The organism is Xanthomonas arboricola, assembly GCF_002940665.1.
Lineage (GTDB): Bacteria > Pseudomonadota > Gammaproteobacteria > Xanthomonadales > Xanthomonadaceae > Xanthomonas > Xanthomonas arboricola_B.
In genome coordinates, this window is sequence record NZ_MIGY01000003.1 from 533,062 (window position 1) to 549,203 (window position 16,142).

The 16,142-nt window shown below is 67.3% G+C and carries 10 protein-coding genes; 6 read left to right on the plus strand and 4 right to left on the minus strand.

Features of this window, described 5'->3' with window-relative positions:
- Positions 1–24: 24 nt before the first annotated feature.
- A complete protein-coding gene (locus tag XarjCFBP7645_RS15900; RefSeq protein ID WP_104538292.1) occupies positions 25–615 on the minus strand; it encodes a GIY-YIG nuclease family protein in 591 nt (196 codons plus the stop codon).
- Positions 612–1,940, minus strand: coding sequence for a DUF763 domain-containing protein (locus tag XarjCFBP7645_RS15905; protein WP_104538293.1), 1,329 nt, complete (start codon positions 1,938–1,940; stop codon positions 612–614). The genes XarjCFBP7645_RS15900 and XarjCFBP7645_RS15905 overlap by 4 nt, the downstream gene beginning before the upstream one ends.
- Positions 1,941–2,227: 287 nt before the next feature.
- On the opposite strand from XarjCFBP7645_RS15905, the gene XarjCFBP7645_RS15910 reads away from it, so the two are divergent.
- From XarjCFBP7645_RS15910 to XarjCFBP7645_RS15920, 3 genes are read left to right on the plus strand one after another with little or no spacing between them, the layout of a single operon-like run.
- Entirely contained in the window at positions 2,228–2,803 is a 576-nt protein-coding gene (locus XarjCFBP7645_RS15910) for a (2Fe-2S)-binding protein (protein WP_104538294.1), read from the plus strand.
- Positions 2,776–3,864 (plus strand): FAD binding domain-containing protein, encoded by a 1,089-nt coding sequence (locus XarjCFBP7645_RS15915; protein ID WP_181126359.1) that lies wholly within the window; start codon positions 2,776–2,778, stop codon positions 3,862–3,864. The genes XarjCFBP7645_RS15910 and XarjCFBP7645_RS15915 overlap by 28 nt, the downstream gene beginning before the upstream one ends.
- Positions 3,861–6,158, plus strand: a complete 2,298-nt coding sequence (locus XarjCFBP7645_RS15920; RefSeq protein WP_104538295.1) for a xanthine dehydrogenase family protein molybdopterin-binding subunit — start codon at positions 3,861–3,863, stop codon at positions 6,156–6,158. Before XarjCFBP7645_RS15915 ends, XarjCFBP7645_RS15920 begins: the two co-directional genes overlap by 4 nt.
- Positions 6,159–6,419: 261 nt before the next feature.
- Here XarjCFBP7645_RS15920 and XarjCFBP7645_RS15925 read toward each other — a convergent pair whose 3' ends face one another.
- Both XarjCFBP7645_RS15925 and XarjCFBP7645_RS15930 read right to left on the minus strand, forming a co-directional pair.
- The gene (locus XarjCFBP7645_RS15925; protein ID WP_047124158.1) at positions 6,420–7,163 is read right to left on the minus strand and encodes a FadR/GntR family transcriptional regulator; all 744 of its coding nucleotides are present in this window, start codon (positions 7,161–7,163) and stop codon (positions 6,420–6,422) included.
- 84 nt (positions 7,164–7,247) lie between these two features.
- Positions 7,248–10,082, minus strand: coding sequence for a TonB-dependent receptor (locus XarjCFBP7645_RS15930; protein ID WP_258079570.1), 2,835 nt, complete (start codon positions 10,080–10,082; stop codon positions 7,248–7,250).
- 313 nt (positions 10,083–10,395) lie between these two features.
- On the opposite strand from XarjCFBP7645_RS15930, the gene XarjCFBP7645_RS15935 reads away from it, so the two are divergent.
- The 3 genes from XarjCFBP7645_RS15935 to XarjCFBP7645_RS15945 are packed head-to-tail and all read left to right on the plus strand — an operon-like array spanning position 10,396 to position 16,135.
- Positions 10,396–12,588, plus strand: a complete 2,193-nt coding sequence (locus XarjCFBP7645_RS15935) for a polysaccharide lyase 6 family protein (RefSeq protein ID WP_244860168.1) — start codon at positions 10,396–10,398, stop codon at positions 12,586–12,588.
- Positions 12,585–14,828, plus strand: a complete 2,244-nt coding sequence (locus XarjCFBP7645_RS15940; RefSeq protein WP_104538298.1) for an oligoalginate lyase — start codon at positions 12,585–12,587, stop codon at positions 14,826–14,828. Before XarjCFBP7645_RS15935 ends, XarjCFBP7645_RS15940 begins: the two co-directional genes overlap by 4 nt.
- Positions 14,825–16,135, plus strand: coding sequence for an MFS transporter (locus XarjCFBP7645_RS15945; RefSeq protein ID WP_104538299.1), 1,311 nt, complete (start codon positions 14,825–14,827; stop codon positions 16,133–16,135). The genes XarjCFBP7645_RS15940 and XarjCFBP7645_RS15945 overlap by 4 nt, the downstream gene beginning before the upstream one ends.
- Positions 16,136–16,142: the final 7 nt, after the last annotated feature.

The window sequence follows — 16,142 nt, forward strand, 5'->3', positions numbered from 1 at the left end:
TGCGTCAACGCGTTGGCAACATGCCTACCGGCTGCGGCAATACCAGGTCCAGACCTGCCCGGGCAGGTGCGCCTGCAGCGGCAGATCCAGTGCAAGGTAGCCATCGAGGACATCGCGCAGCGCGCGTTGCGCTGCTGTCGTTGCCACCAGACCATCCAGTTCGTCCTGGCTCAACTGCACCGCCGACCAGTCGTAGAGCCGATCGATCCGCTGCGCCATCGCCGCCTGCAGCCAATCGCGCAGCACGAACACGCGATACCCGCGCGCCTGCAAGTCCTCCACCGCCAGCTGCAGTGCACCGCTCGCCCCACGGAACCACTCGGTATGTCCACCGGCTATCGCCCGGATCGCCATAGGCGCCGGTGCGTTGTGCGCAAGCAGCGGGCGACGTAGTTGCAGCTCCAGATCGCGCGCATCGCGCTCGCGTTCGGTTTCCACCAGCAGCCCACGCTCCAGATCGAAAAAATCGAACCAGCGCGGATGCAGGCTGCCGATGCGTCCCAACGGATCGCGCGAAAAACCGATCTTGCAATGGTCTTCCCACTGGCACGGAAACACATAGGTAAAACAGCGGCCATCGGTCGCCACGGGTGTGGTGCTGCGCCGCGCACTCATCGCCGGCCTGCACGTGCACGCGTCGGCACCGCGGCTTGCCCCGTCTCCGGCGCCTGCTCCCAACCGAACACACTGCGCCCGCCGTAACGGTGCGACCCAGCGCGCTCCTGCGCGATGTAGTCCTCAACCGTTGGGCCCTGCGCGGTGGCCTCGAGCCGGCGTGCCTGCGCATCCAGCCGCGCAATCGCCTGTAGCCGTTCCTCGTTGCCCAACCTGGCCTGCTGCATCGCATGCTTGAGCACACCGATAGTGTGGTCGAGCACACGGGTCGGCACCGGAAACGGATGCCGGTCCTTGCCGCCATGGGCTAGCGAAAAGCGCGCCGGGTCGCTGAAACGGCAGGGCGTGCCATGCACCACTTCGGCCACCATCGCCAGCGAGCGCAACGTGCGTGCGCCGACGCCTGGCACCTGCAGCAACGCGGTGAAATCCGTCGGGCCTGCCTCTGCTGCCGCAGCCAGACTCGCGTGCAATCGCCGTGCAATCACGTTCTCGCTGCGCACCTCATGGTGATCGGGCATGGACAGATGCGGCGGCTGCGCCGGGTCCCAGGCATGGCCGGCAAACAGATCGCCGGTCACCGGCACTTGCACCGCAAGCGGCGCAGGTGCTGCCGCATCGGCGATGCGCTGCCATTGCCGGGCCAGTTGATCCGGCGCGGTGGTGCGCAACAACGCCACCTGCGCCTCACGCGAGGCCGCGGCGCGATGGTCGGAAAGGTTGACGATATTGCCTTGGTGCCGGCCGTCGATCGCCGCATGCGGCGCATCGACAAAACTGCTCAACCCTTCGGAAAGCCAATGATAACGGCGCGCCTGCTTGCGCTCACCATGCATGCCCTGCTGCACCACCACCCAGCGCCCGTCATCGCTGACGATGAAGCCATGCAGATACAGGTCAAAGCCATCCTGCACCGCAGCGCTATCCACCTTGGCCACCAGGCGGCTGGCCTGCGCCAAGGCGGCGCCATCCAGCCCGACCGCATCGCCCACTGCCAACAACTCGGCAGGCGTGGCGCGCGAGTGCCGGCCGCGCCCGCCACACACATGGATGCCAAGCTCGCCCGCCAATGGCGTCAATCCGCGCTTGAGCGCGCCGATCACACTGGTGGTGATGCCGGACGAATGCCAGTCCATCCCCATCACCGCACCAAACGATTGAAACCAGAACGGGTGTGCAAGGCGCCGCAACAACTCGTCGCGCCCGTAGCTGTGCACGATCGCCTCGCACATCACCGTGCCCAAGCGTGTCATCCGCTCGCCCAGCCACTGCGGCACGCGCCCGCCGTGCAGCGGAAGATCTGCACTGCCGCCGCGCTGGCTCATTGCTGCCACTGCTTGTTCATACGGTAAGGATAGCGGCGCGGTGTCGCAGCAGCTGGGACGCATGCGCAGCAGCATGCAGGGGTATCTGAGGAGTTCAGCTCGCGCGGTCAGGGTGTACTGCGCGTGACGCCTGCCCGTACGTGCAGGCGTGCAACCATCACAGTGCCGCAGCTGGACTGCGATCAGGCTGCCATCTAGGCACATGCATCACCCATGCGGTCACTCCGCGTTGACCACATCGCCGTCAAGGTGGTGGCCCTCCTCCCAGCCATCGCCACGGGGTTCGCATGAATGCCACGCCCGCCACTGCCACTCATCTGGCGCCGGCCACCGCCACTGCTGCGCCGACCTACCCGGTCAACCTGCGCATTAATGGTCAGCCTTACCAATTGCAGCTCGAAGCCTGGGTCAGCCTGCTCGATCTATTGCGCGACCGGCTCGACCTCACCGGCACCAAGAAAGGCTGCGACCACGGCCAATGCGGCGCCTGCACGGTGCTGGTCGATGGACGCCGCATCAACAGCTGCCTGACGCTTGCCGTCATGCAGGACGGCGCCGAGATCACCACCGTCGAAGGCCTGGCCGAGGGCGAACAGCTGCATCTGCTGCAGCGTGCCTTCATCGAGAACGATGCCTTCCAGTGCGGCTATTGCACTCCCGGGCAGTTGTGCTCGGCAGTGGGCCTGATCACTGAAGGCAAGGCGCACGACCGCGACCAGGTGCGCGAATTGATGAGCGGCAATCTGTGCCGCTGCGGTGCCTACCCGCAGATCACCGATGCGGTGATGCAGGTCATGGGCAAGCCCGCCGACAGCAGACAGAGCGCCGCCACGCCGTGGACGCCAGGGACGGTGCCGGCATGATCCCGCTCACCTATACGCGCGCGGACAGCGTCGATGCGGCGTTGACTGCCCTGTCGGTGCGCGGCAGCGACCCGCACCCGGTGCCCGCCGAAGCGCCGGTGCGCCTGATCGCCGGCGGCACCAATCTCACCGACCTGATGAAATTGCAGTTGATGCGGCCGGGCAGCCTGGTCGATATCAATCGCCTGCCGCTGGACGGCATCAGCGCGCTTGCCGAAGGTGGCCTGCGCCTGGGCGCGCTCGCACGCAATGCCGACACCGCCTACCACCCGGATGTGGAGACGCGGTACCCCTTGCTGAGTGCGGCGATCCTGGCCGGCGCCTCGCCGCAGATCCGCAACATGGCCAGCAATGGCGGCAACCTGCTGCAGCGCACGCGCTGCCTGTATTTCTACGACCACGCCACCCCGTGCAACAAGCGTGCGCCTGGAACCGGCTGCTCGGCGATCGGCGGGCTCACCACCTACAACGCCATCCTCGGCACCAGCGCGCAGTGCATTGCCACGCACCCGTCGGACATGTGCGTCGCACTGGCTGCGTTGGACGCGGTGGTGCACGTGCAAGGCCCCAACGGCGAGCGCGACATCCCGTTCGCGCAGTTCCACCGCCTGCCCGGCGAGCACCCGGAGCTGGACAGCACCCTGGCCCCGGACGAATTGATCGTGCATATCGATCTGCCCGATGCGCAGCGCTTCGTCGCGCACAGCGCCTACCTGAAAATCCGCGAGCGCCTGTCGTATGCCTTCGCGCTGGTGTCGGTGGCGGCGGCGCTGGACCTGGCCGACGACGGCAGCATCCGTGAGGTGCGCGTGGCCCTGGGCGGCGTGGCGCACAAGCCCTGGCGCAATCCTGGCGCCGAAGCGCAGCTGGTGGGCAAACCGGCCACGGCCGAGAGCTTCGACAGCCTGGCCGATGCCCTGCTGCAGGGTGCGCAACCGCAAGGCAACAACGCCTTCAAGCTGCCGCTGGCACGCCGCGCGATCGTGCGTGCCCTGGACGTCGCCCGCGAGGGCACCATCGACAACCGCGGGCGAACCAGCGCGCTGGAGGAAGCGCCATGAACGCACGCAGCACCGATGTATCCGACAACGACCTGAGCCCGCCGGTTGCCGACAGCGGCACCGGCTATCGCCCCACCGGCACCGGCGTCACCCGCATCGACGGGCGTGCCAAGGTCACCGGCCAGGCACGTTATGCCGCCGAATGGCCGGTGGCGGATCTGGCCTATGGCGTGGTGGTCAACAGCAGCATCGCCAAGGGCGAGATCGTCGCCTTCCATCTTGATGCCGCGCGTGCGGTGCCGGGCGTGCTGGAGATCGTCACCCATGAGAACCGCCCGCATATGCGCGGCATGGATGTGTTCTACAAGGACATGACCGCACCGGCCGGTTCGCCGTTCCGGCCCCTGTACGACAACAAGATCCTGTACAGCGGCCAGCCAATCGCCCTGGTGGTGGCCGACACTTTTGAAGCGGCGCGCCACGCCGCCCACCTGGTGGAGGTGGAACTGCTGCAGGACCCGCACGACACCAACCTGATGACCAACCTGGACCGCGCGCACAAGCCCAAGGCCATGAAGGCCGGTTTCTCGCCGCCGCCCAAGGACAAGGGCGAGCCAGACACCGCCTTTGCCAATGCCGCTGTCCAGGTGCAGGCCGACTACTACAGTGGCGTGGAGCACCACAATCCGATGGAGTTGTTCGCCTCCACGGTGATCCGCGACGCCGATGGTCACTTCACCATCTACGACAAGACCCAGGGCTCGCAGAACAGCCGCTGGTATGTCTCGCATGTGTTCGGCCTGAGCAAGCGCAAGGTCACCGTGCGCAATCCGTACGTGGGCGGCGCCTTCGGTTCCGGGCTGCGCCCGCAGTATCAGTTGCCGCTGGCGGTGATGGCGTCGATCCTGCTGGACCGCTCGGTGCGCGTGGTGCTGACGCGGCAACAGATGTTCACCTTCGGCCATCGCCCGGAGACATTGCAGCGGCTCAAGCTCGGCGCCGACCGCGACGGCAGCTTGCGCGCGATCTGGCACGAGGCCATTGCCGAGACCTCGCGCATCGAGGATTACGTCGAAGTGGTGGTCAACTGGAGCGGGCAGCTGTATGCCTGCGACAACGTGCATCTGGGCTACAACCTGGTCAGCCTGGACCAGTTCAGCCCGATGGACATGCGCGCACCCGGTGCCGCACACGGCGTGCATGCGCTGGAAGTGGCGATGGACGAACTGTCCTATGAGCTGGGCATGGATCCGCTGGCGCTGCGCCTGAAGAACTATGCCGAGGTCAACCCGGCCGACGACAAGCCCTACTCCACCAAGGCGCTGCGCGCGTGCTACCAGCAAGGTGCCGAACGCTTCGGCTGGTCGCAGCGCCCGTTGCAGCCGCGCGCACGCAAGGAAGGCAACGAATGGGTCGGCTGGGGCATGGCCACCGGGCAATGGGATGCGATGCAGATGTTTGCGCGCGCGCATGCGGTGCTGCACGCCGATGGCCGGCTGGTGGTGAGCAGCGCAGCCAGCGATATCGGCACCGGCACCTATACGGTGATGGCGATGATTGCGGCCGAAGCACTGGGCCTGCCGCTGGAACAGGTCACCTTCCAACTCGGCGATTCGACCCTGCCGGTCGCACCGATCGAAGGCGGCTCGTCGCATGTGACCACGGTGGGCTCGGCGGTGGATGGCGCATGCGCGAAGCTACGCGCGCGGTTGCTGCGCCTGGCGCAGGCGTTGCCGAATTCGCGCTTTGACAAGGCCAAGCTGGACGAGGTGGTGTTTGCCGATGGCACGCTGGCCTTGCGCGCCGATGCCGGCACCACCATTGCGCTGACCGAGCTGTTGCGTGCAGCAGAACTGGAACAGATCGAAGACAAGTTCCTGCTGCTGCCCAATGTGCTCAAGCAACGCAAGTACACCCGCGCCACCCACGGCGCAGTGTTCGTGGAAGTGCGGGTGGATGAAGAGCTGGGCACGGTCCGCGTCACCCGCGTGGTCAGCGCGGTTGCAGCCGGGCGCATCCTCAACCCGATCACCGCGCGCAGCCAGATCGTCGGCGGCGTGGTCTGGGGCATCGGCCAGGCGCTGCACGAACACACCCAGTCCGATCACCGCTTCGGTCGTTTCATGAATCACGATTTTGCGATGTATCACGTCTCGGCCAATGCCGACATCCACGACATCGATGTGATCTTCGCCGACGAGGACGACCGCATCGTCAGCAGCCTGGGTGCGAAAGGCGTGGGCGAAATCGGCCTGGTCGGTGTTTCGGCGGCGATCTGCAATGCGATCTTCCATGCCACCGGCAAGCGCATCCGCAGCACCCCGATGACGCCGGACAAGGTGATGGCGGACTGAGGCCTGCACTTGCAGGTGCCTACGCCCTATCAGGTAGAGCGATCTGCCTGAGGGCGGACGCGCCTGCAGCGTGTTGTCGCTGCAGCGTCCGCGACGACCGCAGGCTCAACACTCAGGTCAGCCGCGTGCCGGTGGTGCCGAACCAGCGCAGACGGCGCGTCAAGCTGATTGGTGGATCTGTCTTTCGGAGGATCCAGCGCCAGCGGCACGAAAGTGCAGCTGGCAATCGACGCAGCGCGTCCAACAAACCATCCCATGCACTCAGGTGCGCGTGGCCGCCAGAAAATGCGCGCGGTCCTGCTGGGTGCGGCGGCGGATTTCCGCCAGTGCATCGTTCTCGGTCGCTTCCAGCATGGATTCGAACAGGCGCTGGAAGTGGTTGCGCATGGCCGTGCGTGCTGCGACCGGGTCGCGCTGCTGCAGGGCCTGCAGGATGGCGGTGTGTTCGTCCACGCGGGTGGCGCCGTCGTCGTGGCAGACCCGCGCATACACCTCGCGCACGCGCGGCAATTCGTTGCGCATGCGCCAGATCAACTGCACGCAGTACGCCACTACCGGGTTGCCGCTGATACGCGCGATCGCCAGGTGGAAGGCGCGGTCGTACTCGGCAGCGGCCGCATCGCTGAGCCCTGGTGCGGACAGCGCCTGGATCATGCCGCCCAGTTCGTCCAGTTCCGCATCGGTGATGTGGCTGGCCGCCAATGCGGCCGCCTCCGCCTCGATCACCGCGCGCGCGGATGTCAGCTCGAACGCGCTGACATCCGGCAATGCGCCCTCGTCCGAGGCCAGGCGAGGCTTGACGTACACGCCCGAGCCGATCTTGATCACGATGCGGCCCTGCGCCTCCAGCGCGATCTCGGCCTCGCGCACGGTCACGCGGCTGACGCCGAAGCGCTCGGCCAACTCGCGCTCGCCCGGCAGGCGCGAGCCGACCGGGAATTCGCCCGTGTCGATCAGCGCGCGGATCTTGGCGGCAACGGAGTGGTACAGGCGGTTTTCGGACATCGGCGACTCAAACCCTCAGGGTGATCGGCCCGGCACGCGGGTGCCGGACAGGTGGCGCAGCGGAAGCGGCGCCGGTGGGCGACGCTAGAAGCGGTAGCGCACCCCCAAATAATAGCGTCGCCCGTAAGTGTTGTACTCACGGAAGCTGCCGGGCACCGGCATGTCGGAGATCCGCGGCTCGTTGGTCAGGTTGGAAGCCTCCAGCGACACCGACAGCTGCGCATTGACGCGGTAACTGGCGCGCAGGTCCAGGGTGCCGCTGTCGCGCACGTAGCGGTTCTGCGCCGGGGCGCCGACGAACTTCTGGAAATACTCGGAGCGGTACTTGTAGATGGCCTGCAGGTCGACCGCGCCGATGGCGTAATACAGCTGGCCGGAGAACACGTGCCGCGACAGGCCGAAGATATTGGCCGGCGCGACGATGCCGCCGCTCACCAGGCCGGTGGCCGGGTCGACCTGGTCGCCCAGGCGCAGATCCTGGGTCTTGTAGTTGGAATCGGCGTAGTTGTAGCTCAGCTTGACGCCCAGGCCGTCGAACGGCGCAGGCAGGTAGGAGAAGCGGTGGGTGCCGGTCAGCTCCAGCCCGGTGAGGTCGCTCTTTTGCCGGGTGGTGACGTCCTGCACCACCGGCACCACCACCGCCGTGCCGTCGATGACGAAGCGCTCGTCCACCACCGTGGGCACCGCGCCACCGGTGAACTGCTTGTAATACACCGCGGCGCTGAGCAGGGAGTCGGCATTGGGATACCACTCCAGCGACACGTCCGCATTGGACGACAGCAGCGGCTGCGTGCGCGGGTTGCCGGTGGCGGTGATGCTGCCGATTGCCTCGCCGACACTATTGAATTCGGTCCCCGGTTCCAGGATGAAGGTGCGTCCGGCAGACAGCGCCACCAGATCCGGGCGCGCCATGGCCCGGTACAGCCCGACGCGCAGCTGGGTCTGCTCGGTGAGGCCGATGTTGGCGTTGAAGCTGGGCAGGAACACGCGGTTGGACGCGCGCACCGTCTGCGCGGCGAAGCGTCCGGTTTCTACCAGCTGGATGGTGCCGTCGGGGTTGTCGATCACGTCCAGCTCGCCGCGCAATCCCACCGAGCTGACGTCGGTGCGCACCCAGCGCACGCCCAGGTTGCCATCCAACGGCAGCCCGAACAGCGTGCTGGCGAACTCGCCCATCACATACAGCGCGCGGGTCTTCTCCTCCACGTCGGAGTCGGCGGTGCCGCGCGGGTCGGCATTGCGGCCGGTGTCGTCCACGCCGGTGATGGCGGCAAACAGACAGCGGCTGTCGAAGGTGGCCCACTGCCGGATGGTGTTGCCGCTGGCGCTGGAGAGGAAATCCTCCTGCGGAAACGGTTGCCGGCAGGCCAGGTTGGCGGCGCGGATCGTGGCCGGATCGGTGACATTGCGCTCGACGCGGTCGTCCAGGTCGCGGTAGGTCGCCTCGGACAGGCGCACGCCGCCCTTGATGGAGGTGAGCAGCCCGCTTTCCGGGGTGAAGCCGCCATCGAAACGCCAGGCCCGGATGGTGTGCTCGCGGCGCAACTCGTCGCGGCGCGCACGCGCGGCGGCGCTGAAGTTGTCCGGGTTGTTCAGGTCGAACGCGGGATCGACTACGATCCCCGGCACATCGCCGGCATAGGTATAGGTGTAGTCCACGCGTTGCCCGTTGATTCCGGGTACGCGGTTGCCGTTGATATCGGTGGCATTGGAGCGCAGCCGCATCAGGCGGTCGATCTCGCTGCGCTCGGTGCGCGAATACGACAGGTCGGTGGACAGCATCCAGGCCGCGTTCGGGCGCCATTCCACGCGTAGCCCGCCACCGCGGTACTGCTCGTCGCGCACCTTGTAGTCGGTGGAGGATTCCACCGTGCTGCTGCCGGTGTGGCCGAGCAAGGCGCCGTTGTCGCCCACCTGGCGGTTGTTGAGGTTGCGCAGGGTCTCGGAGAAGTTCAGCTCGGCGCGGTCTTCGGTCACGGTGCGCTGCGAGTCCTGGTAATCCAGGGCCACATCCAGGCCGTCGAAAGGCCGCCATTGCAGCGCGGCGAAGGCCGCGTCGCGTTGATCGTGCTCGCTGATCTGGCGGTACACGCGGCTGCCGGGCGCCAGGTAATACGGCGTCCCCGCCTGCACCTGCGCCGGGGTCACGGCGGTGCAGTTGCGGCTGGCGCCCACCACCTCGTTGGCGTTGCAGGCCGTCCAGGTGGAGCTGCTGCTCATCACCTCTTCCGGGTTGGTGCCTTCCAGCCGCTGCAGGCCGAGCGAGACCCCCAGCTTGCCGGCCCCGCGCAGATCGAACTGGTCCAGGTAGCTGACGGTGCCGCGCCAACCCACCCCATCGGCGTCGCGCAACTTGCTGTCGCCATCGGCATAGGTCGCCCGCCCGTCCAGTTGTACGCGGCGCTTGCCGAATTCCAGCGGCCGCACGGTCTGCATGTTGACCGTGCCGGCGATGCCGCCTTCGACGAAGTCGGCGCGCTGGGTCTTGTAGATCGCCACGGTGTTGATGAGTTCGGAGGGGAACTGGTTGAAGTTCACCGAGCGGTCGCCGCTGCCGTTGCTGGCCTCGCGCCCGTTGAAGGTGGCCGAGCCCAGGAACGGCCCCAGGCCACGGATGGAAATCTCCGACGCGCCGCCCTTTTCGCGGTGCGTGGCCGCACCGGTGATGGTCTCGATCGCTTCGCCGATCGACAGCGCCGGCAGGTCACCGATGTCTTCTGCCGACAGCACGTCGGCCACCACCGTCTGCTCGCGCTTGCTGTCGATGGACGACTGGATCGAGCTGCGGATGCCGGTGACCTTGACCTGGTCCAGCGTGGTGGGCGCTTGCTCCGGTGCCTGCTGGCCAGCATCGTTTTGCTGGGCCACGGCTGCCTGTGCGCTTGCCAGCGCAAGCGCGCTCAGCAGCGCCTGGGCCAACGCGTTACGGTTAATTGGTCTACGTGATTGGTTTAGTTCTAAACACCGCACAATTCCTCCTCCCAAAGGACGCTCGAGACCGAGCGTGGTGGAGACTCCACGCGGACTAACGCCAAGTCAATCATTTCTTCGATTTACCCGACCAACCGCATCACTAGGCCAGTTTTCGTAATTTTTTTGTGCATTCGCAGCATGACATAGAGCGATTCACAGGCTTCAATACAGACCAACTGGACTACTATTTTGGTTGACGATCCAGTCTGCACTGTTACCCTCGGCCATCACCGACGCGCCAGCGTCCAGGAGCATCCCGATGCGATCCCCCGTCTCCCTTGCCTGCCTGTTGCTGCTGTGCGCGCCCGCCTGGATCGGCTCGGCCCAGGCCACCTCGTACCTGGTGCACGACCAGAGCGAGTACGCCGTGGCGGCGGCGGCGCTGCGCGCCGGCGATCGCATCGTGCTGGCCGATGGGCAGTGGCGGGATTTCGCCATCGTGCTGCGCGGGCAAGGCACCGCCGAGCAGCCGATCACCCTCACCGCGCAAACGCCCGGCAAGGTGATCATCAGCGGCACCTCCGACCTGCAGATGGCCGGCACCTACCTGGTGGTATCGGACCTGGTGTTCCGCGACGGCCATAGCCCGGGCGATGCGGTGCTGTCGTACCGCATCTCCAGCAAGGAACGCGCGCGCCATAGCCGCATCACCGGCGTGGTGGTGGACGGCTTCAGCAAGCCCACCCGCAGCGATTCGGACAACTGGGTGGCGCTGTACGACAGCGACAACCGCTTCGACCACAACCAGCTGGTCGGCAAGACCAATGCCGGCCCCACCCTGGTGGTGGTGCGCGACGCCACCCAGGGCCTGGACAATCGCCATCGCATCGACCACAACTGGTTTGGGCCACGCCCCAACCTGGGCGCCAATGGCGGCGAGACGCTACGCATCGGCACCAGCAGCGATGCCGACAGCGCCTCCAACTCGGTGGTGGACAACAACTGGTTCGAAGGCTGCGACGGCGAGGTGGAGGTGGTCTCCAACAAGTCCGGCGGCAACACCTACCGTGGCAATGTGTTCAAGCAATCGCGCGGCGCGCTGGTGCTGCGGCATGGCGATGGCAACCTGGTCGAGCGCAACGTGTTCTTCGGCGACGGCAAGGCCGACACCGGCGGCATCCGCGTGATCAACCGCAAGCAGACCGTGCGCCACAACTACCTGGAAAACCTGGCCGGCGATGGCTATTCGTCGGCGCTGAGCATCATGTACGGGGTGCCCAACTCGCCCGCCAACCGCTACGTGCAGGTGGACCAGGCGCGCATCGAGCGCAACACCTTCGTGACCGTCAACCAGCTGTTCTTCGGTGCCGGCATGGATGCCGAGCGCACCGCCGCGCCGATCAACAGCCGCTTTGCCGGCAACCTCATCGTGGCCGCGTCCGACCCGGTGCGCGTGCTGGGCGATCTGTCCGGCATTGCCTTCACCAGCAACCTGCAAAGCCCGCTGGCCTCCACCCGCCTGCCCGGCGGCGTCAACAGCCGCCAGGTGACGATGACCCGCGCCAGCACCGGCCTGCTGGTCGCCGACAACGCCACGGGCGTCGGTGCCGACCCGGCGCTGAGCTACATCGCGCGCACGCAGGTGGGCGTGAGCTGGTACCCCAAGCAGGCAGCGCCGGCAGTCACCGACAGCGGCCGCCGCACCCGCGTGCGGCCGGGGCAGTCCAGCCTGACCGACGCCGTGGCGCACGCCGGCCCCGGCGATCGCCTGCAACTGGACGCAGGGCGCTACCAGGTCGATGACATCCTCGACGTGGACCGGCCGCTGACGCTGGAAGGCCCGCAACGCGGCCGCGCGCGCATCCGCTTTTCGCAGCCGGCGCTGTTCCAGATCGCGCCCGGCGGCTCGCTCAGCCTGGCCCGGCTCGAGATCGATGGCCGCGCCGCGCCCGCGCAGCCGGGCAATGCGGTGATCCGCACCGCACCCGGCAGCGCGGTGGCGCAGTACCAGCTCACATTGCACGACATGCACCTGCATCATCTGCACGCGCAAGCCGGCTTCGATGTGATCGCACTCGGCAAGGGCAGCCTGGCCGACCATATCCTGCTGGACAGGTTGCTGGTCGAGGACGTCTCCGGCCGGGTGCTGTCCGCGCACGCCGAGACCGACGACCGCGGCACCTACAACGTCGAACGGGTGACGGTGCGGCAGTCGCAGTTCCACCGCGTCGCCGGGCCGGTGCTGGACCTGTATCGCGGTGGCCGCGACGAAAGTACCTTCGGCCCGGTGCTGCAGGTGAGCGACTCGCACTTCGCGCAGGTCGGCCGCGCTGCGGATGCGTCGTTGCGCCTGCACGGCGTGCAGCGCATCGCGCTGCGCAATAACCGCTTCGTCGACAGCGCCGCGATCCTGGCGCAGCGCACCACCGGTACGCCCCACCTCATCGCCAGCGGCAACCAGTTCGTCGGCACCCCGGCGCTGCACGCCGACGCAGCGGAGCCCCTGCTATGACCCGTTCCACCCGCCTGTTGCTGCTGGTCCTGGTCAGCGCCGGCAGCGCTCTGCCCTGCAGCGCCGCCCCGTCACCCGCAGCCGAACAAGCGGCGCAGCCGCAACCGCGCGCCACCGACGCCACGCCGGTGCTGGTCACCGCCCGACAATGGCGCGAGATGGCCAGCGCTGGCGCCAGGCTGCCGGTGTTCGCCCGCGAGCAGGCACGCGCAGAAGCCAGCGTGCGCGCGGCGATGCGGGCCGGGGTGGACGTGCCGGTGCCCAGCGATCCCGGCGGCGGCGCCAGCCACGAGCAGCACAAACGCAACTACCAGGCCATCCAGGCGGCCGGCGCGCTGTACCGGCTCACCGGCGATCGCGCCTATGCCGACTATGCGCGCGACGTGCTGCTGGCCTACGCACGCCTGTATCCCACGCTGGGCGCTCACCCGGCCGGGCGCGGCCAGGTCCCGGGGCGGCTGTTCTGGCAATCCTTGAACGACTCGGTGTGGCTGGTCTACGCAAGCCAGGGCTACGACGCCATCCGCGACACGCTCAGCGCGCAGGACCGCGCCACCATCGACCGCGAGGTGTTCGCGCGCATGGCGCAGTTCCTGTGCGACGAAAGCGCCGACAACTTCGACAAGATCCACAACCACGCCACCTGGGCGGTGGCCGCGGTCGGCATGACCGGCTACGTGCTGCGCGATCAGGTGCTGGTGGACAAGGCGCTGCGCGGCAGCAGGCGCGATGGCAAGGCCGGCTTCCTGGCGCAGGTGGACCAGCTGTTCTCGCCGGACGGCTACTACGCCGAAGGCCCGTACTACCAACGCTATGCCCTGGCGCCGTTCGTGCTGTTCGCCAATGCGATCGAGCGCAACCAGCCGCAGCAGCGCATCTTCCAGCGTCGCGACGGCGTGCTGCTCAAGGCCGTAAACAGCCTGGTGCAGAGCAGCTACGGCGGCTATTTCTTCCCGATCAATGACGCCATCCTCGACAAGGGCCTGGACACCGAAGAACTGGTGGCCGGCATCGGCATCGCCTACGCGCAGACCCACGATCCGCAGCTGCTGTCCGTCGCACAACGCCAGCGCCGCGTCCTGCTCACGCCCGAAGGCCTGGCCGTGGCCAGCGCGCTCACGCAGGACCGCGCCCAACCGTTCGCCTTCGGCAGCGTGTTGCTGCGCGATGGCGCACAGGGCGACCAGGGCGCGCTGGCGATCCTGCGCAGCGGCGGCGAAGACGGCCAGACGCTGGTGATGAAGAACACCTCGCAAGGCATGGGCCACGGCCACTTCGACAAGTTGCACTGGCTGTTCTACGACAACGGCCAGCGCGTGGTCACCGACTACGGCGCGGCGCGTTTCTTGAATGTGGAAGCCAAGGCCGGCGGCATCTATCTGCCGGAAAACAGCAGCTGGGCCAAGCAGACCGTTGCGCACAACACGCTGGTGGTGAACGAGACCAGCCACTTCAACGGCGACTGGAAAGTGGGCGAGCAACACGCGCCGACGCAGCTGCTGTTCGCCAGCACTGCCGACACCCAGATCGTGTCGGCGCGCATGCAGCAGGCCTACGACGGAGTCACCTTCACCCGCACCCAGGCGCTGCTGTCGCACCCGCAGCTGCGCCTGCCGGTGGTGGTCGACCTGCTGCGCGTCAACGCCAGCGCTCCGGCACGTTACGACCTGCCGCTGCACTTCAACGGGCAGATCATGCAGGTCGGCTTCAAGGCAGAGCGCGCACTGACGCAACGCCCGGTACTGGGCAAGGCCAACGGCTATCAGCACCTGTGGGTGGACGCCTCCAGCGACGCCAGCACCGACACGCGCAGCCTGAGCTGGCTGCTCGCCGGCCGCTTCTACAGCTACCGCTTCGGCAGCAGCGCGCCTGCGCGTGCCTTGCTGGTGGAAAGCGGAGCCAACGACCCGAATTTCAACCTGCGCCGCGAACCGGCGCTGATCCAGCGTGTCGATGGGCAGGCCAATGTCAGCTTCTTCGGCGTGCTGGAACCGCATGGCGAATACAACGGCACCGCCGAGTACGTACGCGGTGCCAACAGCCGCATCCGCGCCATCGAGCGCGTGCGCGGCGACGATGCCGAGGTGATCGTGCTCACCCTGGTCGGCGGCCAGCGCATCGCGCTGGCGGTGGCCGACGACGCCGATGCACAACGCAGCCACCAGGTGCAGGCCGCCGGTCAGCGCTACAGCTGGCGCGGCGGCTATGCGCGCTTCGATCGCACCGCAGGTGCGCAATGAGCAGCGTCTCCACCGGCGCCACCGGCACGCGGCCCGCGGGCAAGCGCTCGGCGGTGCGCTGGCTGATCGTGGCGCTGATCGCGGTGGCCACGGTGATCAACTACATTGACCGCAACGCGTTGGCGGTGATGTGGCCGGCAATCTCGCGCGACATCGGTGCCACCAAGGAAGACTACGCGCTGCTGGTCACCATCTTCATGCTGTTCTATGCCGCCGGGCAGTTCGTGTTCGGGCGGCTGTTCGACATCATCGGGACCCGGCTCGGCTTTGCCTTGTCCATCGCGGTGTGGTCGCTCTCCATCGCGCTGCATGCCCTCACCCATTCCATCATGGCGTTCTCGGTGGTGCGCGCACTGCTGGGCATCAGCGAAGCCGGCGCCTGGCCAGGCGCGGTCAAGGCCAATGCGGAATGGTTTCCCGCCCGAGAGCGTGCGTTGGCGCAGGGCATCTTCAATGCCGGCGCCTCCATCGGCGCGATCGTCTCGGCGCCGCTGATCGCGCTGCTGTTCCTGTCGTTCGGCTGGAAAGGCACGTTCGTGCTGATCGGCGTGCTGGGCATGCTCTGGTTGCTGCCGTGGCTGGTGATTTACCGCGCCGGGCCGGACCGGCATCCCTGGGTCGACGCGGCCGAGCGTGCGTTGATCCTGGATGTACCCGACGCCGGCAGCGCGCCGCCGCCGGCCTACCTGCCCACGCTGCGTCAGCTGATGTCGCACCGGCAAAGCTGGGGGATCGTGCTGGCGCGGTTCTTCCTGGACCCGATCTGGTGGCTGTTCGTGTCGTGGTTGCCGATCTACCTGGCCGAGACCTTCCACTTCGACATCAAGCAGATCGGCGCATTCGCCTGGGTGCCGTTCGTCGGCGCGATGCTGGGCAGCCTGTGCGGCGGCTGGCTGTCCGGGCGGCTGATCGCGGCCGGCTGGAGCGTGGACCGCGCGCGCAAATGGACCATCACCCTGGGCGGGGCCATCATGACGCCGGCGCTGCTCGGCGCCGTGCAGGCAGCCGACCCGCGCATGGCGGTGCTGACGATTGCCGCCGTGCTGTTCGGCTTCCAGATCGCCATCGGCAATATCCAGACCCTGCCCGGCGACCTGTTCGCCGGTAAATCGGTCGGCTCGCTGGCCGGCATCGGCGGCATGGCCGCGGTGGCCGGCACCTTGATCACCACCTGGCTGGTCCCGGTGATGACCGCAACCTCGTACGCACCGATGTTCATTCTGGTCGCCGCGCTGGTGCCGGCCTCGCTGGCCGCGCTGTGGCTGGTCACCGGCCGTATCCACAGACTCGACGCAGCGGGCACCTGAGCGTGCC